Raw genomic sequence first — 23,529 nt, forward strand, 5'->3', positions numbered from 1 at the left:
GATGACGAACGAGAACAAGTTCCGCGACCTGGTCAAGAAGATGGCCGTCGATCTGCGGCAGGCGCGGTCCCACGCGCAGGAGACGCAGGACCGGGCCCACGAGCCCGTCGCCGTGGTCGGGATCGGCTGCCGCTTCCCGGGGGCCGAGGACCCCCGGGGACTGTGGGACCTCCTGGTCGGGGGGCGCGAGACCCGCGGAGCCTTCCCCACCGACCGGGGATGGGACCTGGACGGGCTCCTCCACCCCGACCCGGACGCCCCCGGGCGCACCTACGTGCGCTCCGCGAGCTTCCTGGAGGGCGCGGGGGAGTTCGACCCCGCCTTCTTCGGGATCAACCCGCGCGAGGCCCTGTCCATGGACCCCCAGCACCGGCTCGTCCTGGAAACCGCGTGGGAGGCACTCGAACACGCGGGCATCACCCCGGGCTCCCTGCACTCCACCCCCGCCGGGGTGTTCGTCGGCATGGTCGGCCAGACCTACGGCCCGCCGATCCAGGAGTCGCCGCCCGAGCTGATCGGCTACCGGATGCTCGGCGCCATGCCCGCCGTCGCCGCCGGACGCGTCTCCTACACCCTGGGCCTGGAGGGCCCGGCCGTCACCGTCGACACCGCCTGCTCCTCCTCGCTCGTCGCCCTCACCCTGGCCATGCGGTCCCTGCGCGCGGGGGAGTCCTCCCTCGCGCTGGCCGGGGGCGCGACCGTCTACACCGACACCTCCTCCTGGGTCTCCTTCACCGGGCACGGCGCCCTCGCCGCCGACGGGCGGTGCAAGGCGTTCTCGGCCGACGCCGACGGAACCGGGTGGGGCGAGGCGGCGGGGATGCTCGTCCTGGAGCGGCTGTCGGACGCGCGCCGCAACGGCCACCGCGTCCTCGCGCTCATCCGGGGCGGCGCCATCGGGCAGGACGGCGCCTCCAGCGGCCTCACCGCGCCCAGCGGCCCCGCCCAGGAACGGGTGATCCGCCAGGCCCTGGCGGACGCCCGGCTCACCACGGCCGACGTGGACACCGTGGAGGCGCACGGCACGGGGACCAGGCTCGGCGATCCCATCGAGGCCAACGCCCTGCTCGGCACCTACGGGCGCGACCGCCCCGGTGAGCCGCTGTGGCTCGGGTCCCTCAAGTCCAACATCGGCCACACCGGGGCGGCGGCCGGGGTGTCCGGCGTCATCAAGGTGATCACCGCGATGCGCGAGGGAGTGCTCCCGCGCACCCTGCACGTGGCGGAGCCCACCCCGCAGGTCGACTGGTCGTCGGGGGGCGTGGAACTCCTCACCGAGGCGCGGCCCTGGCCGGAGACCGGGCGCCCCCGCCGGGCCGGGGTGTCCGCGTTCGGAGCCAGCGGCACCAACGCCCACCTCATCGTCGAGGCCGCCCCGGACCGGCCCGCCCCCGAGGCGGAGCGCGCCGACCGCACGTCCGGACCCGCTGCGGGCAAGACCGGCAGGGAGAGCACGGCCCTGACCGCCCGGGGCGGGTCGGGCTCCCCCGCGCCGCTGCCGTGGACGCTGTCCGCGCAGAGCGAGGAGGGCCTCACCCGGCAGATCACCCGGCTGCGCGACCGGGTGCTGGCGGACCCCTCCCTCGACCCCGCCGACGTGGGCTGGTCCCTGGCCACCACCCGCACCGCGTTCCCCCACCGCGCGGCGGTCGTCGGCACCGACCGCACCGCGCTCCTGGCCCGGCTGGACGCGCTGGCCGGAGGGGTCCCGGACCCCGGGGCCGTACGGGGCCGGGCGGCGGAGGGCCGCACGGTCTTCGTCTACCCCGGCCAGGGGTCCCAGTGGCCCGCCATGGCCCGTGAACTCCTCCGCGACTCCCCGGTGTTCGCCGAGCGGATCGCCGCGTGCGAGCGGGCCCTCGCCCCCTACACCGACTGGTCCCTCACCGACACCCTGCTCCAACGCGCCGGAGCGCCGCCGCTGGACCGCCACGACGTCGTCCCGCAGGCGCTGTGGGCGGTCATGATCGCGCTCACCGCGCTGTGGGCCTCCCACGGTGTGCGCCCCGACGCCGTCGTCGGCCACTCCCAGGGCGAGGTGGCCGCCGCGCACGTCGCCGGGGCCCTGACCCTGGAGGAGTCCGCCAGGGTCATCGCCCTGCGCAGCCGCGCGGTACGCGACCTGGTCGGGAACGCGGCCATGGCCGTGGTCTCCCTCGGCGTCGACAGCGTCCGCGCCCGCCTCCCCGAGTTCGGCGACCTGCACGTCGCCGTGGTCAACAGCCCCGGCACCACCGTCGTCGGCGGCGACCACGCCGCGATCGACCGCCTCGTGGCCGCCTACACCTCCGAGGGGGTCAGGGCCAGGGTGTTCTCCGCGAACGTGGCCTCGCACATCCCCGGTACCGAGCCCGTCAGGGAACGCCTGCTCGCGGACCTGGCCGACCTCGCCCCGACCGCGCCGAGCATCCCCGTCTACTCCCCGGTCACCGGCGGGGTCCTCGACCGGCCCATGGACGCCGCCTACTGGTACGCGGGCCTGAGCCGACCGGTCCTGTTCCAGAAGGCCACGGAGCTTCTCCTGGAGACCGGGCACACCGTCTTCGTCGAGGCCAGCGCCCACCCGGTGCTCACCCTCCCCGTCCAGGAGACCATCTCCTGGACCGGAACCGCTGCCGCCGCGGTACCCACCCTGCGCCGCGACGAGGGCGGGCTGGAACGCTTTTGCACCTCCCTCGCCCAGGCCCACGTCCACGGCGCCACCCCCGACTGGACGACCGTGTTCGGCGACGGCGCCCGGACCGTGGATCTGCCCACCTACCCGTTCCAGCGCCGGCGCCTGTGGATCACGGGCGGCCGCTCCGGCGACGTCACCTCGGCCGGCCTGGAGACCGAGGCGCACCCCCTCCTCGGAGCGGCGCTCCCCCTGGCCGACACCGGCGCCACCCTGTTCACGGGGCGGGTCTCCCTGACCACGCACCCCTGGCTGGCGGACCACGCGGCCGGCGACACCGTCCTGCTGCCGGGGACAGGGTTCCTCGAACTCGCGCTCAACGCGGGCGACCGCGTCGGCGCCCCCCACGTCGAGGAGCTCGTCGTCCAGGCACCCCTGGTCCTGCCCGCGCGGGGCGCCGTCCAGATCCAGGTCACCGTCGACCCCGCCGACGGGCAGGGCCGGCGCGCGCTCACCGTCCACTCACGCGCCGCCAGCGCCCCCGGGTCCCCTGACCTCGGAGAACGCCCCTGGGTCCGCAACGCGACGGGCACGGTGGCCCCCGAACCCGCTCGGGAGGACCGCGACCTGGCCTCCTGGCCGCCGCCCGGCGCCCACCCCGTTCCCACCGACGACCTGTACGCACGCCTGGAGGAGATCGGCTACACCTACGGTCCCGTCTTCCGGGGGCTCACCGCGGCCTGGCTCGTCGGCGACGAGGTCTACGCCGAGGTCGAACTGCCCGAGGCGCGGCGTGCCGACGCCGAGCGGTTCGGACTCCACCCCGCGCTCTCCGACGCCGCCCAGCACGCCATCGGATGCGCGCCCTGGATGCCGCGCGACGGGGTGCGCCTGCCCTTCTCCTGGAACGGCGTCAGCCTGCACGCCGCGGGGGCCGCCCGCCTGCGCGTCCATGTGCGCCCCACCGGCGACGGCGAGGTGTCCCTCCTGCTCGCCGACGCGACCGGGTCCCCGGTCGCCACCGTGGACTCCCTGGTCCTGCGCGCCCCCGGCGGGGCGGTCGGCGACGACGGGGGCACGGCCGCCCGGGGCGGCTCCGACGACCTGTTCCACGTGGAGTGGGCCGAGGTTCCCGCGGGCGGCGCCGCCGAACCCCAGGTGTGGGCCGTCCTCGGCGAGGACCTCCTCGACAGCGCCTCCGCCCTGACCGCCTCCGGGCACGTCGTGCGCTCCTACCCCGACGCGCGTGCGCTGGCCCGGGCCCTGGACACGGGGGCCCCCGCCCCCGACCACGTCCTGCTGCCGAGACTGGACACCCCGCTCACACCCGGGCCCCGCGACGTCCGGGCCGCCCTCGCCGACGTGGTCGCCCAGGCCCAGAGCCTCCTGGCCGACGAACGGACCACCGACGCCCGCCAGGTCCTGCTCACGCACCGCGCCGTCGCCACCGGACCCGCCGAGGACGTGCCCGACCTGGTGCACGCCCCCCTGTGGGGGTTCGTGCGCGCGGCCGAGCGCGAGCACCCCGGCAGGTTCGCGATCGTCGACACCGACGACCCCGGGCGCACCGCACCGCTGCTCGTCGCCGCGCTGACCGGCGGCGAGCACCAGCTCGCGCTGCGGGACGGCGTCCCCCTCGGGCCGCGCCTGGCACGCACGGCCCGCGACGGGCGGCCCGCGGCACCCGGATCGTTCGGAGACGGCACCGTCCTCGTCACCGGGGCCACCGGGACCCTCGGCGGGGAGGTCGCCCGCCACCTCGTCGACCGCCACGGAGTCCGCGACCTCCTCCTGGTCAGCCGCAGCGGACCGGACGCCGAGGGGGCGGCCGAACTGGAGGCCTCCCTCGTGGAGCGGGGCGCGGCCGTCACCCTGGCCGCCTGCGACACCTCCGACCGCGGACAGCTCGCGCACCTCCTCTCCGGGCACAGGATCACGGCCGTCGTGCACGTGGCCGCCGCGCTGGACGACGGTCTGCTCACCTCCGTCACCCCCGAGGGCATCGACCACGTCCTGCGCCCCAAGGTCGACGCCGCCTGGCACCTGCACGAACTCACCGGGGACCTGTCGGCGTTCGTCCTGTTCTCGTCCGCCGCGGGCACCCTCGGCAGCCCGGGGCAGACCGACTACAGCGCCGCCAACGCGTTCGTGGACATGCTCGCCCACCACCGCCGCGCCCACGGCCTGCCCGCGGTGTCGCTGTCGTGGGGAATGTGGGCCCAGCGCGGCGCGACCACCGCAGCCCTCGACGAGGGGGACATCAGCCGCTACGCCCGCCTCGGGCTGGCCGGGCCGGTCGGCACCGCCCACGGGCTGACCCTGTTCGACGACGCGCTCGCCTCCGGGCTCCCGCACCTGCTGCCGGTGCCCATGGACCTGGCCGGAGCCCGGGCCCGGGCGGCCAGGACGGGAGAGGTCTCCACCATGCTGCGGGGCCTGGTCCGGCCGCCACGCCGTCGGGCCGGAACCCCGGGACCCGCCGCCGGCGACCTCCGGGGGGCCCTGGACCGCGCCCCCGCCGACCGGCGCGACGCACTGCTCCTGTCGTTCGTCCTGGAGCGCACCGCCGACGTGCTGGGCCACACGGGCACGGACGGGCTCGACGCGGGGGCGCCGTTCCTGGAGATGGGCTTCGACTCGCTCACCGCCGTGGAACTGCGCAACCAGCTGGGCGCCGCCACCGGGCTGCGGATGCCGGCCGGGCTCGCCTTCGCCCACCCCACCCCGAGGGCCCTGGCCTCCTTCCTGGGCGCCGAACTGGGAACGGGAACCGACGACGCGACCGCCACGGGCGCTCCCGGCAGGAGGACGAACGCCAACGACGGGCTGGTCGACCTGTTCGTGGACGCGTGCCGTCAGCGCCGGATCTCGGAGGGGCTGGACGTGCTCTGGGCGGCCTCCCGGATGCGGCCGGTGTTCACCGGGGTCCACGACGCCGGGGTCCGGCGCCCCCCGGTCCGCCTCTCACGGGAGGGCGCCGCGACACGGCTGATCTGCCTGCCGTCGGTCCTGATGATCTCCGGGGTCCAGGAGTACGCCCGCTTCGCCAAGGGCGTGCGGGGGCTGCGCGAGGTGGACGTGCTCCACCAGCCCGGGTTCGCCGACGGCGAACCCCTTCCGGTCGACATCGACGCCGTCGCCGAGGTCCTGGCCGACGAAGTGGCCGCGTGTGCGGCCGGCCGTCCCTACGTCCTGGTCAGCCGGTCCTCGGGCGGCTGGGTCGCGCACGCCGTGCTGGAACGGCTCGAACACCTCCAGGCCGGGGGAGGGGCGGGGGCTCCCGAGCTGGCCGTCATGATGGACACCCCCGACCCGCACAACCTGGAGCTGTCGGGCCTGGCCACCATCGAGGCGGGCGTGGTCGAACGCGGCGAGACGATCGGCATCATGGACGGCGTCCGCCTGACCGCGATGGGCGCCTACCTGCGGCTCTTCCGTGACTGGAAGCCGGGCACGGTCACCACGCCCGCGCTCCAGATGCGTCCGCAGGAGCCCACGCTCGACCGCGACGGCAAGGAACTGGAGCCCTTCACGTGGGCCGCCCGGCACGAGGTGCTGCGTGTGCCCGGCGACCACTTCACCATGCTGGAGGGGCACGTGGACGTCGTGGGCCGGGCCCTGCACGACTGGCTGGTCGCCCACGACCTGTAGCGGCCTCGTCCCCTCCGCCTCCACCACGCCCCCACCACGCCCCGCACGGACCGTCTCCGCGCGGGGCGCGGAGGGCTGCGGTGGGGTGCGGTGGGGCGCGGGCCCCAACGCCACCGGAACAGAACCGGCCCCGGCGGCGTTGAGTCCGACGTGCCAGGCGACCCCGCACCCACGGTTCGGGGCGCCCGGTTCCCGCCGGCGCGCCTCCCGGTGTCCGACTCCGTGTCGAAAACCGGTTGCCGACCCTTCTACCCTTGACTACTGATGAGCACGACCACGCCCACACCCACCGCGGACGCCCTCCGATCCCGCCTCCGCGACCTCATGCCCGCGGACCGGCACCGGCTCCGTCGGCGTATCGACGGACTCGCCAAGATCAGTGACGAGCGCCGCAACGCCTCCGCCGCCACCCAGATCGCCAGGGACGTCGACGAGGCGGTCCTGCGCGTCGACCTGCGCCGCGAGGCCGTCCCCGAGCTCACCTACCCCGAGTCGCTCCCGGTCAGCGCCCGGCGCGAGGACATCGCCGAGGCCATCCGGGACCACCAGGTCGTCATCGTGGCCGGTGAGACCGGCTCCGGAAAGACCACCCAGCTGCCCAAGATCTGCCTGGAGCTGGGGCGCGGTGTCATGGGCACCATCGGGCACACCCAGCCCCGCCGCCTGGCCGCGCGCACGGTCGCCGAGCGCATCGCCGAGGAGATCGGCACCCCGCTGGGCGAGACCGTCGGCTACAAGGTGCGCTTCACCGACTCCTCCAGCGGCAGCACCCTGGTCAAGCTGATGACCGACGGCATCCTGCTGGCCGAGATCCAGCACGACCGGATGCTGCGCCAGTACGACACCCTCATCATCGACGAGGCCCACGAGCGCAGCCTCAACGTCGACTTCCTCCTCGGCTACCTCAAACAGCTGCTGCCCAGGCGCCCCGACCTCAAGGTCGTCATCACCTCGGCGACCATCGACCCCGAGCGCTTCTCCCGCCACTTCGACGACGCCCCCATCATCGAGGTGTCCGGCCGCACCTATCCCGTCGAGGTCCGCTACCGGCCCATCTCCGAGGAGATCCTCGACCCCGAGGAGAAGCACCGGGGGCCCGGCACCGACCGCGACCAGACCCAGGCCATCCTGGACGCCGTGGACGAGCTCTCCCACGAGCCGCCCGGCGACGTGCTGGTCTTCCTCAGCGGCGAGCGCGAGATCCGCGACACCGCCGAGGCCCTGGAGAAGAAGAAGCTCCGGGGCACCGAGATCCTCCCGCTCTACGCGCGCCTGTCGGTCTCCGAGCAAAGACGCGTGTGGTCCTCCCACAGCGGGCGCCGCGTGGTCCTGGCCACCAACGTCGCCGAGACCTCCCTGACGGTCCCCGGCATCAAGTACGTCATCGACCCCGGCACCGCCCGCATCTCCCGGTACTCCCACCGCACCAAGGTGCAGCGCCTGCCCATCGAGGCGGTCTCCCAGGCCTCCGCCAACCAGCGCAAGGGCCGCTGCGGGCGCGTCTCCGAGGGCATCTGCATCCGGCTGTACTCCGAAGAGGACTTCCTGTCCCGCCCGGAGTACACCGACCCCGAGATCCTGCGCACCAACCTGGCCTCGGTCATCCTCCAGATGGCCTCCCTGGGCCTGGGCGACGTGGCGGCCTTCCCGTTCGTGGACGGTCCCGACCACCGCCAGATCAAGGACGGCGTCAACCTCCTCATGGAGCTCGGCGCCCTGCACCCCGAGGCCGAGACCGACTCCGGCAAGGGGGGCGGCAAGCGCCGCCTCACCCAGACCGGTCGGCGCCTCGCCCAGCTGCCCATCGACCCCCGCCTGGGCCGCATGGTCCTGGAGGCCGAGGAGCGCGACTGCCTCGCCGAGGTCATGGTCATCACCTCGGCCCTGTCCATCCAGGACCCGCGCGAGCGCCCCACCGACAAACAGCAGCAGGCCCAGCAGTTCCACGCCCGGTTCACCGACAAGGAGTCGGACTTCCTGGCGTTCCTCAACCTGTGGAACCACCTGCGCGACCGCCAGCACGAGCTGTCCGGCAACCAGTTCCGCAGGCTGTGCCGCGAGGAGTTCCTCAACTACCTGCGCGTGCGCGAGTGGCAGGACATCCACTCCCAGCTCAAACAGGTCCTGCGCACCATGGGCATCGAGGTGCCGCCGCTGCGCGAGGAGGCCGCCGACCCGCGCGGCGTCCACATGTCGCTGCTGGCCGGACTCCTCTCCCACGTGGGCCTCAAGGACCCCGAGAAGCACGAGTACCTGGGCGGGCGCGGAGCGCGCTTCGCCGTCTTCCCCGGCTCGGCCCTGTTCAAGAAGCAGCCGCGCTTCGTCATGGTCGGCGAGCTCGTGGAGACGTCCAAGCTGTGGGGCCGCATGGTCGCGCGGATCGAACCGGAGTGGGCCGAGGAGCTCGCCGGGGACATCGTCAAGCGCAACTACAGCGAACCCCACTGGGAGCGCAAGCGCGGCGCCGTCATGGCGTTCGAGCGGGTCACCCTCTACGGGGTGCCCATCGTCGTGCAGCGCAAGGTGTCCTACGGCAGGATCGACCCGGAGCTGTCCCGGGAGCTGTTCATCCGCCGCGCCCTGGTCGAGGGCGACTGGGAGACCCGGCACCACTTCTTCCACGACAACCGCAAGCTCCTCGACGAGGTCGAGGACCTCGAACACCGTGCCCGCCGCCGCGACATCGTCGTGGACGACGAGACGCTGTTCAACTTCTACGACCGCCGCGTCCCCGACGACATCGTGTCGGCCGCGCACTTCGACGCCTGGTGGAAGAAGGCCCGCCGCACCGAGCCCGCGCTCCTGGACTTCACCCGCGAGGAGCTCATCAACGACGGCGTCGACGTGGTCAGCGAGGACGACTACCCCGACGTGTGGCGCCAGGGCGCGTTCACGTTCGCGCTCACCTACCAGTTCGAGCCGGGCAGCGCCGCCGACGGTGTCACCGCGCACATCCCGCTGAAGTTCCTCAACCAGGTGGAGAGCACCGGTTTCGACTGGCAGATCCCGGGGCTGCGCGACGAACTCGTCACGGCGCTGATCCGCTCGCTGCCCAAACCGCAGCGGCGCTTCTTCGTACCGGTCCCCGACAACGCCGCCCAGGCGCGCGCCGGCCTCACCCCCTACGAGGGGACGCTGGCCGGGGCCCTGGCCGCCGAACTCACCCGCATGGCCCAGCCCAGGGGCGGGGACCGCATCCCCGAGAGCGCCTTCGAGCTGGACCGGGTGCCCGACCACCTGCGCATCACCTTCCGCGCCGTGGACGACCGCAACCGGACCCTGGCCGAGTCCAAGGACCTGGAGCAGCTCCGCGCCAAGCTCAAACCCCGCCTGCGCGAGGCCATCTCGGCGGAGGCCAAGGGCGTCGAGAAGAAGGGCATCACCTCCTGGGACTTCGGTCCGCTGGAGCAGACCCTGGAGCGCAAGGCGCTCGGCCCCAAGGTCAAGGGCTACCCGGCCCTGGTGGACGAGGGCGACAGCATCGCGGTGCGTATCTTCGACACCCGGTCCGAGCAGCGCGCCGCCATGTGGGCCGGGACCCGGCGCCTGCTCATGCTCACGATCCCCTCGCCGGCCCTCTCGGTCAGCAAGGGCCTCAACAACCCCGACAAGCTCGCCCTGGCCGACAACCCGCACGGATCGGTGAAGGCGATGCTCGCCGACGCCGAGTCGGCCGCCGTCGACCACCTGCTCGCCCGCGAGGGAGGGCCGGTCTGGGACGCCCCCGAGTTCGCGGCGCTCGCCGACCGGGTGCGCGCCGACCTCGGCGACACCCTCGCCGAGACCCTGGACAAGGTCGCCCGGGTGCTGGTGCTGTGGCGCAAGGTCTCCAAGAAGGTCAAGGGCACCACGTCCCTGGCCGTCCTGCCCTCGCTCAACGACGTGCAGGGGCAGCTCGGCGCCCTGGTGGGGGACGGCTTCGTGACCGCCACCGGTCTGTCGCGCCTGGACGACCTGCACCGCTACCTGCGGGGGATCGAGTACCGGCTGGGCAAGCTGCCGGAGAACCCCCGCCGCGACCAGGTGAACATGTCCAGGACCGAGCAGATGCGCCAGGCCGTCGTGAGGGTCACCGGGACCCTGCCCCCGGGGCGGGCCGCCGACCCGGACGTGGTGGAGCTGCGCTGGATGCTGGAGGAGTACCGGGTGAGCCTGTTCGCGCAGGAGCTGCGCACCGCCTACCCGGTCTCCGACAAGCGCATCATGAAGGCACTGGAGGCCGTCAAGGCCGCCGGGAAGTAGGCCCCGGGGCCGTGGCGGCCCCCGCCGCCGCCGGGTCGCCCTGCTGCGCGGTGTCTAGTCGCGGCGGAAGAGGAAGAGCCCGTACAGCGCCTCGGGGTCCTTCCACTGGGCCCGCAGGTGGAAACCGTGCGCTCCTGCTTCGCGGGCCAGCTGCCGGTCGTCGAACTTCGCCGAGTAGCCGACGTTGAGGAACTGCCCGCGCGGCAGGCGCAGTGTGATTCCGAGTCCCGGTATGGGCACCTCCTGGTCGGTTCGGGCGCGAAGACGTCCCTCCACGGTGGAGGTGTCCGCGTTGTAGCGGGCCTCCGGGACGAAGTCGTCGAGCACGAAGTCGGCGCCGTAGCGGTGGTTGAGCTGGGTGAGGTAGTTGAGCCGGAAGTCGGCGAAGGCCGAGTGTCCGGCGGGATCGTTGTAGCAGGTCTCCAGGGCCTCGCGGCTCTTGTCCAGGTCGGCGGAGACCAGGAAGCTCTCGCCCGGGCCCAGGCTGCGGGCGATCTCGCCGAGCAGCCCGTCACGCTCCTCGCGTGTGGTGTTGCCGAAGCTGCTGCCGAGGAAGACGACGGCGAGCGGCCCACCGGGGTGGGTGCGTAGCCAGTCGAGACCGGCTTCGTAGCGTCCCCACAGGCCCGTGACCTCAAGATCGTCCAGTTCCGAGCACAGCGCGGCGCCGCTGGAGAGCAGCATGCTCCGGTCGACGTCGATCGGAAGGTAGGTGGTCTCACGCAGGCGCAGACAGCTCTCCAGCAGCAGCCGTGTCTTCTTCGCGCTTCCGCTGCCCAGTTCCGCGAGCCGCCCGCAGGCGAGCAGCTCGGCCATCTCCGGGGAGTGGCGCTCCAGCAGGTCGCGTTCGACGCGGGTCAGGTAGTACGTGGGCAGCTCGGTGATCTGTTCGAACAGTTGGGAGCCGACCGCGTCGTAGCCGAGCCAGGGCGGCAGCCGGGGCGGCTCCTGCTGGAGGCAGTCGCGCACGACCGTCTCCTCCGGCACCGCGTCGCCCCTGTCGGCGACCTGGAGGACGTCGGCCCGCGCCGCTGGTTCAGGTGCTCTCATGGTCTTCTCCCGTCCATCCCGCTGCGGAAACTCGACTCGCCGCGATTCCAGTGGCGCAACAGGCGCTCCTCCAACCGGGCGGCCAGGAACGTGCTGCCGCGGATTCCGAACACGACGTCGGGGGCCAGCTCGGGTTCGGCGCTCAGCAGCGGCACGATGACCTCGCGCCGGACGAGCTGCTCGTGCACCGCGTCGGCCTCGACATGCTCGGCGTAGAACCGGATGGCGGCCGGGCCGCAGCCCAGCCTCCGCATGGCTTTGACCAGCCGGTCCGAGCCGGGGGAGGAGGTGAGCTCGACGGTGGCGAACTGCCCGATCAGCGCCCCGCGCAACCCGCGGTGCAGCCCGCACAGCGACATGAAGTTGACCTCGGCCAGCATCTCGGCGGGAGCGGAGTCGAGGTAGGCGCCGTAGGCCTCACAGAGGCCGAGCTCGGCCATCATGTCGGCGAAGAGCTTGGAGTGCGCCCGCTCGGGGTCTCCGGCGCCGTACTCGTCGTGCTGCACCGTCACGAGGGCGGCTTTGGGCGGACCGTCCAGGCGCGGGATGACGAAGGTCTGCGGGTCGGCCTCCTTCAGGTGGTAGAGCGAGCGGAGCGCGACGTACTCGCGCAGTTGCCACAGCTCCCCCTGGCGGCGCAGGTGGTGGGAGACGCCGAACGCGTCGACGTGTTCGACGAGGAGTTCACCGAGCTCGCTCTCGACGTCCGCGCCGGCGGGCACGTCGGCTCTGAGCGCGCCGAGGAAGGCACCTTCCAGCTCGGCGCGGATCGTCAGCAGTGCCGGGTCCCATTCGAGGTCGGCGTCGACTCCGTCGAACCCGCGGTAGTGGGGTTCGTAGCAGCAGTAGAGGGCCAGTTGGAGGTCCTCGCCGTAGGGCGGGGACCCGTCCACGGCGGGAGACTCGGGCCGGTTTCCGCGCAGTGCGGACAGAACCGCCTCGGAGATCGGGCCGCGGGGGGCGGGAAGCGTCGGTGCTTTAGGCATCGTCGCGGTCATGGGCCGTACTCCTTGCCCTCTTTGTCGCGTACACGTCGACGGTGGCTGGTGTCGCAGAACGGGCGGCGCCGGCTGCGGCCGCACACGCACAGCGCGGTGACCGCCCGGTCGCTGTGCACGCGCGTTCCGTCGGGCATCTCCACGTCGATCGGGCCGTAGACGAGGATGGGGCCCTCGTCGGTGACGATGACCCGGCGACGGGCCTCAGCCATGGTGCGCCTCGATGACCACGAGTTCCTCCTTCACCTGATCGGGGCCGAGCAGCCCGCGGGCGCGCAGCGCCGGAGCACGCGCCCGCAGCACCGGCCCGAACGGGATGTGGGCCCTCGCGAGGACCTCGGCCACCAGCCCGGCCTCCTTGAGCTGGTCCAACGTGGTCTGCTCGTCGGCGAGCCCGGACTGCACGAGCAGGAGCGCGCCGTCCTCGCTGATCACCGAGGGCGCCCCCGCGCAGATGCGGTCCAACAGGAGCCGCCCGTCCGGTCCCGCGTCCCAGCACCTCGCCATCCGGTGGCGGGGCGGCAGCAGACCGTCGGCAGGCATGTAGGGCGGGTTGGCGAGCACGAGGTCGAAGCGGCGCGGGGCCACGGGAGCGAACAGGTCGCCGCGCCGGACCGTCGCCGGGACCCCGTGCAACCGGCTGTTGAGCCAGCTCGCCATCACTGAGCGTCGCGACAGGTCGATCGCGGTGAGGCTGGCAGCGCCGGCCCTGAAGGCCTCGATGCCCAGCGCCCCGGTACCCGAACCGACGTCGAGGACTGAGCGGCCGGTGATCCGGCCGCGTCGGCGCAGCACGGCACGGAGCAACGAGGTGTCCTCCTGCGCCCGGTAAACGCCTGGTGGCCTCACTAGTAGCATGCGGGCACCACTACCCGGTCTTCGAGCCGTCCAACCACTGCACCGAGCCTTGCGGGTCATAGCCGGTGACCTGGGGTGATCGCCGGTGAGGGGGCCACCCGTGCCACACGGGGGCGCCCCTGCCGCCACGGGTGGACGGCCGGCCAGTAGCCTGGGGCACGCGCGCAGTGGTTTATACCACTGGGGTGCTGACACACAGCTACGAGGCAAACGAGGTTCCTGGTGGGCGACTCGGTCGGCGACTCGACGAACAACCGGCGGCTCCTGTTCGTGGGGACCTACACCCCCGACTCCGACCCGCCCGGCGGGGGCGAGGGGATCTACCGGGTCCGGTTCGACCCCGAGACCGGCGCGATGGCCCACGGCGGCGTCGCCGCCCGCACCCCCGGCCCGTCGTTCCTGGCCTTCCACGCGGACCCGCCCACGGTGTACGCGGTCAACGAGCGGGCCGAGGGCACGCTGACCGCCTTCCGGGTCGACGGCGACGCGGAACTCGCCGAGTTGGGCTCGGTCCCCACCGGCGGCGGCTCACCCTGCCACGTGCTGGACCTCGGCTCCTCCGTGGGCGTGGCCAACTACGCCAACGGGACCGCGACGGTGTTCCCGCTGGGCGCGGACGGCGCACCGCAGGCGGGCGGTCGCGGGTTCCCGAACACGGGGAGCGGCCCGGTCACCGACCGCCAGGAGGGCCCGCACGCGCACAGCCTCGTTGTCGCGCCCGACGGGGAGAGCCTGCTCGTCGTGGACCTGGGCACCGACGAACTGCGCGTCCACCGGGCGGGCGAACCGGTGGGGGCCATCGCCCTGCCGCCGGGCACCGGCCCGCGCCACGCGGCCGTGTCGGGGGAGTACGTGTACGTGGCCGGTGAACTGGACTCGCGCGCGCACGTCCTGCGCTGGGACGCCGAGGCGGGCACCGCCGAGCATGTGGGCTCGGTCCACGCCACCGGCGAGGAGGCGGTCGGGAAGAACTTCCCCGGTGAGATCGCCGCCCACGACGGCCACGTGTACGTGTCCAACCGGGGCGCGGACGCGGTCTCCACCCTCGCCGTCCGCGACGGCGGCGCCCGCCTGGAGCACGTCGCCAACACGGCCGTCGGGGCCTGGCCGCGCAACTTCACCGTGGTCCGGGGCCACCGCGACGAGCCCGACCACCTGGTGGTCGCGGCCCAGAACGGCGACTCACTGGCGTCCCTGCGCATCGACCCCGGCACCGGGATCCCGGCGGACACCGGCCACCGCCTGGAGATCCCCGTCCCGGTGTGCGTGCTCCCGGTGCCGATCAACCGCATCCGTCGGGCCGGGACGGCCACGGAGTAGCCCGGCCCGCGAAGTCAGCGGTCGTGCACGTTGGCCCGGGAGGTCGACCGGTCAGCGCCCCCGCCGGCTCGGCCACCATCCCATCCGGTGTGACCGGTTCAGCGACCCCCGCCCCGGAGTCATTCTCGACCGCTCTGGTGACTCCAGGGGTGGGGTCGTGTTGGGCAAACACCGGTGTTCCCGAAGCGTTGTGATCCTGTCCCCGCCCGGCTTCGGGGTGCTGTTCCTGAAGCGCGCCTCCGATGAGTTCGAGAGAGAACAGGCGCAGGTGGTCAGGAGCTGATCACGGACAGGGGGTTCAGCCCAGAGCGAGCTCCGCGCGGCCGGGGCCTTGGCGGCAACCGCCTCGGCGAGCTGTGCCGGGGACGGGGGACCGTGACCGGCGGCCTGCTCGGCTGCACCTTTTCGATTTCCTTCGCCAGGTCCCCAGGACTGTCACCGCTGAGCATCACCATGCTGCGGGTGTGCGCGGCCCAGTACTGGCCCGTCGACTTTCCGTGCCAGATGGTCCATCCCCGCCGCCGGTAGGTGGCCCGGAGGCGGTCGACTTCCTGGACCACCGGGGCTTTCAGCGTTTCGAGAGTCAGAGAGACGGTCACGACTCGCCACCTTCCCGCCCCGACTGGGTGCTACCGGTACTCAGGACGGTGAGCGTCCTCCTGAGTTCGTCCGCTCCGGCGGTCACGACCAGCTCGGGCTGGCCGCTGGCGCCGGTCAGGGTGCTGGTCGCGGTGAAGCAGGGTCGTCCAAGGTCGTTGTGCAGTTCGCAGATGAGGAAGTCGGGGAACTCCTCGCGCAGGTCCAGAACCGTCTGGCTCGGCCGCAGGTGGTAGCCCGTCATGGTGGTCACCGACCCTTTCGCGGGTTCGGGACTACCGGGGCCGGAGGCTGGGGGAGCTCCCAGCGCAGCTCGAAGAACATGCCGGGTCCTCGGCCGGACTGGAAACGTCCCCAGCGGGAAGCGAACGCGTTCACCAACACCAGCCCCCGACCGCCCTCGGCGGTGGCGTCCGGGGTGACGACGCGGAGAGAAGGGGCACGGCCGTGTGCGTCGCGGACCTCCACTCGCAGCCATCCGTGGAAGAAGAACGCCCGCACGTGGAAGTCTCCGCGTGCCTTGGTGTCGCCGGGTGCGTGCACCACGTTGTTGGTGGCGAGCTCCGAGAGCAGGAGCAGCGCGGTCCGGACGATCTTTTCGGGTGCGTCCGCCATGGCCAGACGGCGGTCAAGCCAGTCGCGGGCGTCCTTGACGCTCTCGGGGCGTCCGGTGAACCGGAACGAGCAGCGCCGCAGCGGCAGCCGTCGACGCCGTCCGGAAAGGGAAACGGTACGGTTGGGCATGAGTCCTCACCTGTCTGTTCAGGTTGTGGGCTAAGGCCCCGGTTTCGGTGTTGACGCACCGTCCGGGGCCGTTTGCTTGCGAGCCAGTGAATTCTCTGGCTCCTTTGGCCACAGTGCCACTAGGAACGTCTGAACACCATCTACGGCCATCAGAAGTAGGTTTCTGTGGAAAAGCGTGATACGCCGTAGCCAGATGTGGTGGACTGTAGCCATGGAGAATGATTTCAAAGTCGCAGAGAAAGCGGCGCTTGTGCATTTTGGCGATGAGTTGCAGCGTTTGCGCCATTTGGCAGATATGTCCCAGCGGGAGCTGGCCAAGGCGACACTCATCTCACACCAGATGGTGGGCGCGATCGAACGAGCGGATAGGGCGCCGCGCAAGAGCTTCGCGGAACGGGCGGACAAGGTACTCAAAGCGGGCGGCGCATTAGCTAAGCTCTGGCCTGGTTCCAAGGACGGATCGCCTCGGTGGTTCAGGCCCTTTGTCGAGCTGGAAGCCGATGCCAAGGCCGTTCACTACTATGAGACCCAAGCGGTGCCTGGACCTTTCCAGACAAGGGAGTACGCTCACGCTGTTCTTAGTTCGAGCTGGCCGCCTAGTAGTGAGCAGAAGGTCGGACGTCTGCTCGAAGCGAGGATGGCTCGCCAAGAACTCCTGAAGCGTGACCCTCTACCATCACTTTGGGTGGTCATCGACGAGGGGGTGCTCAGGCGGCCGATCGGCTCGCGAGAGATCATGTTGGCCCAGCTTGATCGCTTGCTGACCTTGGCTGCTGAGCCCTTCGTTCGTTTGCAGGTCATGTCCTTCGCGAAGGGTGTGCATGCCGCTATGGACGGAGCTTTCACGTTGCTGGGTATGCCCAATGGGCAGCGCCTCGCCTACGCGGAGATGCCCGGAAGCGGGCATGTGGTCAGTGATGCTGACGAAGTGGAAGAATGTGCCCAGAGGTTCGGGGCGCTGCAATCACTTTCGTTGTCTCCGGACGAGTCCGCTGACTTCATCTCCCGCTACAAGGAGGCACACAGCCATGGGATTGACCCCTTCTGACTGGCGCAAGTCCAGCTACAGCGGCAACCAGGGAGGGAACTGCGTCGAGGTCGCGGACACCCCTTCCCGGGTCCACGTCAGAGACACCCAGAACCGCCCCCTCGGCCACCTCACCTTCTCCACCTCGGACTGGAGTGCGCTTCTCTCCTCAGTACGCTCCTCCCTTCGTGAGGGCAACACCGCCGACTAGTTCCGGCCGTGGTGGCCACGGCCTTCGGGAACGCCCAAACCACGGGCTTTCGACACCGGCAGCTGGCAGAATCTGGACGACATGGACATGTCTCCCGTGATGTGTGACGCCAGTGACGAAAAGTGACCCATGAGCGTCCCTGAAGGTCGTTCCCCCCACCCCTCAGGTCTCCCTTTCTCCGGCTCCTCCCCGTCCACCTCCCAGCCCACCGGCCCGGAGTGGGAGCTCACCGAGAACCCCCGTCCCCCGGGGCCCCTCCTCGAATCCGGCCTTTCCCGGAGAAACAACCAACCACCCCCACCATGGCTGTCGAAAGACAGGAAAACAACGGAATAGCGGAAAACCGGGATATTTGACAGGGGAACACGAGTTCTCTTTCCACTGCGAGGTCACGGCCCTGCGCTAGCGTTACCCTTGGCATTCGGGAAAGGGATTCCCCAGGGGTGCGGCGGCTGGAAACCGGCTGGGGCCGGCCTTCATTTATCCGTTGTTTTGCGCATGTGGGGGTTTGAATCGTGGCAGAGGTATCAACGGCGCCCGAGGTGCGCGACGAGCACGCGGACCAGGGGGAGACATCCCGGGGTTCGATCATCGTCAACTGGCTGACGTCGACCGACCACAAGGTCATCGGGTACATGTACCTGATCACCTCGTTCGCGTTCTTCCTCTTCGGCGGTGTCCTCGCGCTCCTCATCCGCGCCGAACTGTTCTCCCCCGGGAGGCAGATCATCTCGAATGAGGGCTACAACCAGCTGTTCACGATGCACGGCACGATCATGCTGCTGCTGTTCGCCACCCCGCTGTTCGTCGGGTTCGGCAACGTCATCATGCCTTTGCAGATCGGCGCCCCCGACGTCGCCTTTCCCCGGATGAACCTGCTCGGGTACTACCTCTTCCTCTTCGGCGGCCTCATCGTGCTGGGCGGGTTCATGACCCCGGCCGGCGCGGCCAGTTTCGGCTGGTTCGCGTACACGCCGCTCTCCGACGCGGTCCGATCACCGGGGATCGGCGGCAACCTGTGGATTTTGGGCCTGACCGTCTCCGGTCTGGGCACCATCCTCAGCGGTGTCAACTTCATCACCACCGCCCTGTGCATGCGCGCACCCGGCATGACGATGTTCCGCATGCCGATCTTCACCTGGAACATCGTCCTCACCAGCGTGCTGGTGCTCATCGCGTTCCCGGTCCTGACCGCCGCCCTGATCGCCCTGGGCGCCGACCGCATGATCGGCACACAGGTCTTCGCCGCCGAACACGGGGGAGCGATCCTGTGGCAGCACCTGTTCTGGTTCTTCGGGCACCCCGAGGTGTACATCATCGCCCTGCCGTTCTTCGGCATCGTGACCGAGATCCTGCCGGTGTTCAGCCGCAAGCCGATCTTCGGCTACAAGAGCCTCGTGGCCGCGACCATCGCCATCACCGGTCTGTCCGTGACGGTGTGGGCGCACCACATGTTCGCGACCGCTGCGGTGCTGCTGCCGTTCTTCTCGTTCATGAGCTTCCTCATCGCGGTGCCCACCGGGGTGAAGTTCTTCAACTGGATCGGCACGATGTGGCGGGGCCAGATCACCTTCGAGACCCCGATGCTGTTCAGCATCGGGTTCCTGGCCACCTTCCTCTTCGGCGGCCTGACCGGCGTGCTCATGGCCTCACCGCCGCTGGACTTCCACGTCACCGACTCCTACTTCGTGGTCGCCCACTTCCACTACGTGGTGTTCGGCACCGTGGTGTTCGCGATGTTCGCGGGCTTCTACTTCTGGTGGCCCAAGTTCACCGGCAAGATGCTCAACGAGAAGCTGGGCAAGGCCCACTTCTGGCTCCTGTTCCTCGGCTTCCACGGCACCTTCCTGGTGCAGCACTGGCTGGGCGCGGCCGGGTTCCCGCGCCGCTACGCCGACTACCTGCCCGGCGACGGGTTCACCGAACTGAACCAGATCTCCTCGGTCTCGTCGTTCGTCCTGGCCGCGTCGACGCTCTTCTTCCTCTGGAACATCTACATCACCGCGAGGAGGGCGCCACAGGTCATGGTGGACGACCCGTGGGGCTACGGCTGCTCGCTGGAGTGGGCGACCTCGTGCCCGCCGCCGCGGCACAACTTCGTGTCGCTGCCGCGCATCCGCTCGGAGCGTCCCGCGTTCGACCTGAACCACCCGCACGCCGCGGTTCCGGCGGGCACGGACCCCGAGAGGAACTGAACCCTCCCCCGCCGGGCGGGCCCTCCCCGCGAGGGCCCGCCCGAACACGAGCTCAAGGCCCGAGGTGCCCGCACGGCACCGAGGGCGACCGGTTCCGGATCGAAGGCGCATGGTCGTGAATCCATCCCCTGGCGACAACCCGCGGTGGCCGCTCCTGGAAGGCCGCGCCGGCGCGGTCTTCATCACGCTCCTGGCGGTGGCCACACTGATGATGCTGTGGACCTGGACGGACAACGCCGGCTTCGCGGTGGCCGCGCTCTGCACGGTGACCGGTGTGTTCGCGGCGGGGTTCGTGCGGGCCAGGACCGGCTGGGTCGAGCTGGTCGGCGGACCCCTGGACGGCGCGCGGATCCGCTCGGCCAGGGCCGCGCACCTCCAGGAGACGTGCCTGGTCCTGGCCGTCCCGGGCGGAGGACAGGCCCGCTACGGCCACGACGACGCCGGACGCCTGGTCTACCGGGGCCGCGCCGACAGCGACGACCGCTGAGGAACCGCGGCCCCACGGGTGAGGGCGGCGGCCCCCGGCTGCCCGCCCAGGAGCGCGAGAACCCCGCAGGGTGACCTCCGTCTCAGGACGACCTCCACAAGTCCGGGGCGCACGGAACTGTGCGCCCCGCCCTCCCGGCGGGACGCCCGCATCACGGACAATGGGTGGTGATCCACTCCCACCGCCTCCCCGAGGGGGAACGCCCATGCCCGTCACCGGGACGAAGAAGCACGTCCGCCACAGGGGTCTGACCGCCCGCGACCTCGCGCTGATCGCCGTGTTCGCCGGACTCATCGCCGCGCTCAGCGTCACCGTCGCCATCCCCCTCCCGGGATCGCCGGTACCCATCACCCTCCAGACCCTCGGCATCATGCTCGCGCCCAGCCTCCTGGGCTGGAAACGCGGCAGCCTCGCCGTCGCCACGTTCGTCGTGCTCGGCCTGGCCGGCCTGCCGCTGTTCTCCGGCGGCCGGGGCGGCGTCGCGGTCCTCGCCGGGCCCTCCGCCGGGTTCATCGTCAGCTGGGTGTTCGCGGCACTGGTCATCGGCCTGCTCACCGACCTCATGATCCGCCGGGGGAGCTACAGCTTCTGGGCCGGACTCGGCATCAACGCCGTAGGCGGCATCCTCGTCATCTACGCGATCGGCGTGCCGTGGATGGCCGTGTCCATGGGCGACGGCGTCCTCGCCGCGGGCTTCTCCATGGTGGCCTTCCTGCCGGGCGACATCGTCAAGGCCGTCGTCACCGCGCTCATCGCCACCACGGTCTTTCGCGCCTACCCCATCCCGCCCGCCGGGCGCCCGGTGACCGAGGACGGACCCCAAACCCCTGCGGCCCCCGAGGGCTCCCAGCGCCCCGAGCGCCCCACCGGGGCCGACGGCGGAACCGCCTGATGCTGCGCCTGCGGGGTGTCTCCCACTCCTACGACGACCGCGCCGTCCTGCGCGACGTCACCCTCGACCTCGCCGAGCACCGCATCGGCGTGATCGGGGCGAACGGATCGGGCAAGTCCACGCTCGCCCGCACCCTCAACGGCCTCGTCGTCCCCGACGAGGGCCGGGTGACGCTGGGGGAGTGGGACACCCGGCGCCACGCCAAGCACATCCGGCGCAGGGTCGGGTTCGTCTTCTCCGACGCCGCCAACCAGATCATCATGCCCACGGTCGCCGAGGACGTGGAGATCGGGCTGCGCTCCCTCAGGCTGGGGCGGGAGGAGACCGCCCGCCGGGTCGACGCCACCCTGGCCCGCTACGGCCTCGACGACCACCGCGACCACCCCGGGCACCTGCTCTCCGGCGGCCAGAAGCAACTCCTGGCCCTGGCGTCGGTCCTGGTCACCGAACCCGAGGTGCTGGTATGCGACGAGCCCACCACCCTGCTCGACCTGCGCAACACCCGCATGGTGCACCGCACCCTCGACGGCCTCGACCAGCAGGTGGTCCTGTTCACGCACGACCTCGACCTGCTCGACGGGTTCGACCGCGTCCTGGTCATGGACGAGGGGCGGGTGGCCTTCGACGGGGCGCCCGGCGACGCGGTGCCGTACTACCTCGCGCTCATGGACGGGGCCGACCGGGAGGCCGGGCTGTGAGCGTGGTCGGCCTGTTCGTCCCCGGCACCGGCCCGCTCTACCGGGTCCCGGCCGGGGCCAAGCTCCTCGGACTGCTGGTGGTCGGCGTCGGCCTCGTCGCCGCCGCCGACCACCGGATCGCGCTCGGCGCTCTGGCCGTCTCCCTCCTGCTCTACCCGGTGGTCGGTCTGGCCCCGGCCCGCGCCTGGGGGGTGCTGCGGGTCCTGTGGCCGTTCCTGCTGGCCATCGCCCTGTTCCAGATCCTGTTCGGGGAGTGGGAGACGGCCGTGCGCCTGTGCGCGCAGCTGGCCGCGCTCGTGCTGTTCGCCAACGTCGTCACGCTCACCACACGGGTGCGCGAGATGCTCGACCTCTTCGAGCGCATGGCCCGCCCGCTCCGGCACGTGGGCGTCAACCCCGACCGGGTCGCACTCGTCCTCGCGCTCACCATCCGCTCCATCCCCATGGTCGCCGCCGCCTGGCGGATGGCCCAGGAGGGCTACCGGGCGCGGGGCCTGTCCGGACGCCCCCACCTGCTGGTGGTCCCGGTGATCGTCCAGCTGCTGCGGATGGCCGACGCGACGGGGGAGGCGCTGGTCGCCCGCGGGATCGACGAGGACACGCGGACCTGACGGTTGCCGAGCGAACCGCACGCCACCGCCACATGACCAGATGTGAGCTCGTGGTACCGATTGGATATCGGATCGTCGCCGGTGGGGCCTCTGGGTGGATAATGACGGCTCAGTCCCCCTGTCGTGCCAACGAACCGGTGATAGCGTGCCCCGGCGTCCCCCCGCCGACCTCATCCGAACCTGGTCCGCCGCCACGACGGCGCTCTGCCTCGTCGCGCTCATGGCCCTCGCTGTCCCCGGCGCCACCTGGGCCGCCGGGGGCCTCTCCGCGCCGGATGCCGCCCTCGTGCGCACCCTGCTCGCGGACAGCGCCCTGCCCCTGGTGCCCTTCGCCCCCCTGACCGGGCCCGCCACCGGCGGCGACACCCTCAGCCCCGCCCAGCGCGACGAACTCACCGCGCGGATCGGGGACCTGGCCGACGAACACCCCGCGGACTTCGCGGTCGCCGTCCAGGACCTGCGCACCGGCGCCACCTTCAGCCACGCCGCACACGAGCAGTTCCCGACCGCGAGCGTGTCCAAGCTGACGATCCTCACCCTGCTGCTCCTGCGCGCGGAGGAGGAGGGGCGCGGACTCACCGCCTCCGAACAGGTGCAGGTGGAGGAGATGATCCGCTACAGCGACAACGACGTCACCGACGGCCTCTACGCCCGCATCGGCTTCACCGACGGGTTCACGAGCGGGGTCCGGGCCCTCGGGTTCACCAACACCGACCCCCACCCGCGCGGGGTGTGGGGCGCCACGATGACCACCGCCGCCGACCAGCTGAGGCTGCTGCGGGTCCTGTACGTCGACGAGGGGCACCTGGCGGCGGAGAACCGCGCCTACGTCCGCGAACTGATGGAGTCGGTCGCCCCCGAACAGGCCTGGGGGGTGTCGGCCTCGGCCGACCCGGGGGACACCGTCGGCCTCAAGAACGGCTGGACGCCCCGTGAGAGCAACGGTGGGCTGTGGAACGTCAACACCGTCGGCTACGTGAGCGGCCCCGGACACGAGTACCTCATCGCGGTCCTGTCCGACGGCCACCACGACCACGCCACCGGTGTGGCCCTGGTCGAGGAGCTGTGCGGGACGGTCACCGGGGCCATGGAGGCCGCGCGCGACGCAGACGACCCCGCGCACCCCGCCGCCGAGGACCCCGCCCGCTGACGGGGGCCGGACGCACGCGAGCCCCGCCCGTCCGGGCGGGGCTCGCGCCGTCACGGGCCGCGGTGGGGCGGCAGGCCCGCGCAACACGCCCTAGGCCCAATGCCGTTCGGTTAGCCGTCTGGTGGGCTTGGCAAGGCTTCGATCGTGATGTGGACGACTGTTCTGTGGGTGCGGTGGTCGATGT

Annotated in this window: 17 protein-coding genes; 11 read left to right on the plus strand and 6 right to left on the minus strand. The window is 71.6% G+C overall.

Features of this window, described 5'->3' with window-relative positions; all coding sequences use genetic code 11:
- Position 1 precedes the first annotated feature (1 nt).
- Together ACFWTE_RS11895 and hrpA are read left to right on the plus strand one after the other, a co-directional pair.
- Positions 2 to 6,265 carry a type I polyketide synthase gene (locus ACFWTE_RS11895; protein WP_378779324.1) on the plus strand — a complete coding sequence of 2,088 codons (6,264 nt, stop codon included), beginning with the start codon at positions 2 to 4 and terminating at the stop codon, positions 6,263 to 6,265.
- A 264-nt stretch (positions 6,266 to 6,529) separates the two neighbouring features.
- A complete protein-coding gene (gene hrpA / locus ACFWTE_RS11900) occupies positions 6,530 to 10,507 on the plus strand; it encodes an ATP-dependent RNA helicase HrpA (RefSeq protein WP_378779325.1) in 3,978 nt (1,325 codons plus the stop codon).
- Between the two features lie 54 nt (positions 10,508 to 10,561).
- Here the strand turns inward: hrpA and ACFWTE_RS11905 are convergent, their stop codons facing one another.
- From ACFWTE_RS11905 to ACFWTE_RS11920, 4 genes are read right to left on the minus strand one after another with little or no spacing between them, the layout of a single operon-like run.
- Positions 10,562 to 11,557, minus strand: a complete 996-nt coding sequence (locus ACFWTE_RS11905; protein ID WP_378779326.1) for an L-histidine N(alpha)-methyltransferase — start codon at positions 11,555 to 11,557, stop codon at positions 10,562 to 10,564.
- Positions 11,554 to 12,555: an iron-containing redox enzyme family protein gene (locus ACFWTE_RS11910; protein ID WP_378779327.1), complete on the minus strand. Its 1,002-nt coding sequence runs from the start codon at positions 12,553 to 12,555 to the stop codon at positions 11,554 to 11,556. The genes ACFWTE_RS11905 and ACFWTE_RS11910 overlap by 4 nt, the downstream gene beginning before the upstream one ends.
- Entirely contained in the window at positions 12,552 to 12,767 is a 216-nt protein-coding gene (locus ACFWTE_RS11915) for a CDGSH iron-sulfur domain-containing protein (protein ID WP_378779328.1), read from the minus strand. The genes ACFWTE_RS11910 and ACFWTE_RS11915 overlap by 4 nt, the downstream gene beginning before the upstream one ends.
- A complete protein-coding gene (locus ACFWTE_RS11920; protein ID WP_378779329.1) occupies positions 12,760 to 13,413 on the minus strand; it encodes a HemK2/MTQ2 family protein methyltransferase in 654 nt (217 codons plus the stop codon). The genes ACFWTE_RS11915 and ACFWTE_RS11920 overlap by 8 nt, the downstream gene beginning before the upstream one ends.
- Before the next feature lie 222 nt (positions 13,414 to 13,635).
- Here ACFWTE_RS11920 and ACFWTE_RS11925 point away from each other — a divergent pair, with 222 nt between their 5' ends.
- Positions 13,636 to 14,733 carry a lactonase family protein gene (locus ACFWTE_RS11925; protein ID WP_378779330.1) on the plus strand — a complete coding sequence of 366 codons (1,098 nt, stop codon included), beginning with the start codon at positions 13,636 to 13,638 and terminating at the stop codon, positions 14,731 to 14,733.
- Between the two features lie 595 nt (positions 14,734 to 15,328).
- Here ACFWTE_RS11925 and ACFWTE_RS11930 read toward each other — a convergent pair.
- The gene (locus ACFWTE_RS11930) at positions 15,329 to 15,574 is read right to left on the minus strand and encodes a hypothetical protein (protein ID WP_378779341.1); all 246 of its coding nucleotides are present in this window, start codon (positions 15,572 to 15,574) and stop codon (positions 15,329 to 15,331) included.
- A 5-nt stretch (positions 15,575 to 15,579) separates the two neighbouring features.
- Positions 15,580 to 16,074 (minus strand): ATP-binding protein, encoded by a 495-nt coding sequence (locus ACFWTE_RS11935; protein ID WP_378779331.1) that lies wholly within the window; start codon positions 16,072 to 16,074, stop codon positions 15,580 to 15,582.
- Between the two features lie 211 nt (positions 16,075 to 16,285).
- Between ACFWTE_RS11935 and ACFWTE_RS11940 the strand changes: the two genes are divergently transcribed.
- The 8 genes from ACFWTE_RS11940 (at position 16,286) to ACFWTE_RS11975 (ending at position 23,345) form a co-directional block, all read left to right on the plus strand.
- Positions 16,286 to 17,122 carry a helix-turn-helix domain-containing protein gene (locus ACFWTE_RS11940; protein WP_378779332.1) on the plus strand — a complete coding sequence of 279 codons (837 nt, stop codon included), beginning with the start codon at positions 16,286 to 16,288 and terminating at the stop codon, positions 17,120 to 17,122.
- Positions 17,103 to 17,312 carry a DUF397 domain-containing protein gene (locus tag ACFWTE_RS11945; RefSeq protein WP_378779333.1) on the plus strand — a complete coding sequence of 70 codons (210 nt, stop codon included), beginning with the start codon at positions 17,103 to 17,105 and terminating at the stop codon, positions 17,310 to 17,312. The genes ACFWTE_RS11940 and ACFWTE_RS11945 overlap by 20 nt, the downstream gene beginning before the upstream one ends.
- Before the next feature lie 542 nt (positions 17,313 to 17,854).
- Positions 17,855 to 19,507, plus strand: coding sequence for a cytochrome c oxidase subunit I (ctaD, locus tag ACFWTE_RS11950; protein WP_378779342.1), 1,653 nt, complete (start codon positions 17,855 to 17,857; stop codon positions 19,505 to 19,507).
- Between the two features lie 115 nt (positions 19,508 to 19,622).
- Positions 19,623 to 19,994 (plus strand): hypothetical protein, encoded by a 372-nt coding sequence (locus tag ACFWTE_RS11955; RefSeq protein WP_378779334.1) that lies wholly within the window; start codon positions 19,623 to 19,625, stop codon positions 19,992 to 19,994.
- A gap of 205 nt (positions 19,995 to 20,199) precedes the next feature.
- Positions 20,200 to 20,886 carry a biotin transporter BioY gene (locus ACFWTE_RS11960; protein WP_378779335.1) on the plus strand — a complete coding sequence of 229 codons (687 nt, stop codon included), beginning with the start codon at positions 20,200 to 20,202 and terminating at the stop codon, positions 20,884 to 20,886.
- The gene (locus ACFWTE_RS11965; RefSeq protein WP_378779336.1) at positions 20,886 to 21,584 is read left to right on the plus strand and encodes an energy-coupling factor ABC transporter ATP-binding protein; all 699 of its coding nucleotides are present in this window, start codon (positions 20,886 to 20,888) and stop codon (positions 21,582 to 21,584) included. Before ACFWTE_RS11960 ends, ACFWTE_RS11965 begins: the two co-directional genes overlap by 1 nt.
- The gene (locus ACFWTE_RS11970; RefSeq protein ID WP_378779337.1) at positions 21,581 to 22,195 is read left to right on the plus strand and encodes an energy-coupling factor transporter transmembrane component T family protein; all 615 of its coding nucleotides are present in this window, start codon (positions 21,581 to 21,583) and stop codon (positions 22,193 to 22,195) included. The genes ACFWTE_RS11965 and ACFWTE_RS11970 overlap by 4 nt, the downstream gene beginning before the upstream one ends.
- Before the next feature lie 145 nt (positions 22,196 to 22,340).
- The gene (locus ACFWTE_RS11975) at positions 22,341 to 23,345 is read left to right on the plus strand and encodes a serine hydrolase (protein ID WP_378779338.1); all 1,005 of its coding nucleotides are present in this window, start codon (positions 22,341 to 22,343) and stop codon (positions 23,343 to 23,345) included.
- Positions 23,346 to 23,529: the final 184 nt, after the last annotated feature.

The sequence above is a fragment of the Nocardiopsis sp. NPDC058631 genome, assembly GCF_042716955.1.
In the GTDB taxonomy this organism is placed as follows: Bacteria; Actinomycetota; Actinomycetes; order Streptosporangiales; family Streptosporangiaceae; genus Nocardiopsis.

Bases quoted from the DNA above. Each gene is read 5' to 3' on its own strand.
- ACFWTE_RS11895 (WP_378779324.1), top strand. From the start codon at position 2: ATGACGAACGAGAACAAGTTCCGCGACCTGGTCAAGAAGATGGCCGTC.
- hrpA (WP_378779325.1), top strand. From the start codon at position 6,530: ATGAGCACGACCACGCCCACACCCACCGCGGACGCCCTCCGATCCCGC.
- ACFWTE_RS11905 (WP_378779326.1), bottom strand. From the start codon at position 11,557: ATGAGAGCACCTGAACCAGCGGCGCGGGCCGACGTCCTCCAGGTCGCC.
- ACFWTE_RS11910 (WP_378779327.1), bottom strand. From the start codon at position 12,555: ATGACCGCGACGATGCCTAAAGCACCGACGCTTCCCGCCCCCCGCGGC.
- ACFWTE_RS11915 (WP_378779328.1), bottom strand. From the start codon at position 12,767: ATGGCTGAGGCCCGTCGCCGGGTCATCGTCACCGACGAGGGCCCCATC.
- ACFWTE_RS11920 (WP_378779329.1), bottom strand. From the start codon at position 13,413: ATGCTACTAGTGAGGCCACCAGGCGTTTACCGGGCGCAGGAGGACACC.
- ACFWTE_RS11930 (WP_378779341.1), bottom strand. From the start codon at position 15,574: ATGACGGGCTACCACCTGCGGCCGAGCCAGACGGTTCTGGACCTGCGC.
- ACFWTE_RS11935 (WP_378779331.1), bottom strand. From the start codon at position 16,074: ATGCCCAACCGTACCGTTTCCCTTTCCGGACGGCGTCGACGGCTGCCG.
- ACFWTE_RS11940 (WP_378779332.1), top strand. From the start codon at position 16,286: ATGGAGAATGATTTCAAAGTCGCAGAGAAAGCGGCGCTTGTGCATTTT.
- ACFWTE_RS11945 (WP_378779333.1), top strand. From the start codon at position 17,103: ATGGGATTGACCCCTTCTGACTGGCGCAAGTCCAGCTACAGCGGCAAC.
- ACFWTE_RS11960 (WP_378779335.1), top strand. From the start codon at position 20,200: ATGCCCGTCACCGGGACGAAGAAGCACGTCCGCCACAGGGGTCTGACC.
- ACFWTE_RS11965 (WP_378779336.1), top strand. From the start codon at position 20,886: ATGCTGCGCCTGCGGGGTGTCTCCCACTCCTACGACGACCGCGCCGTC.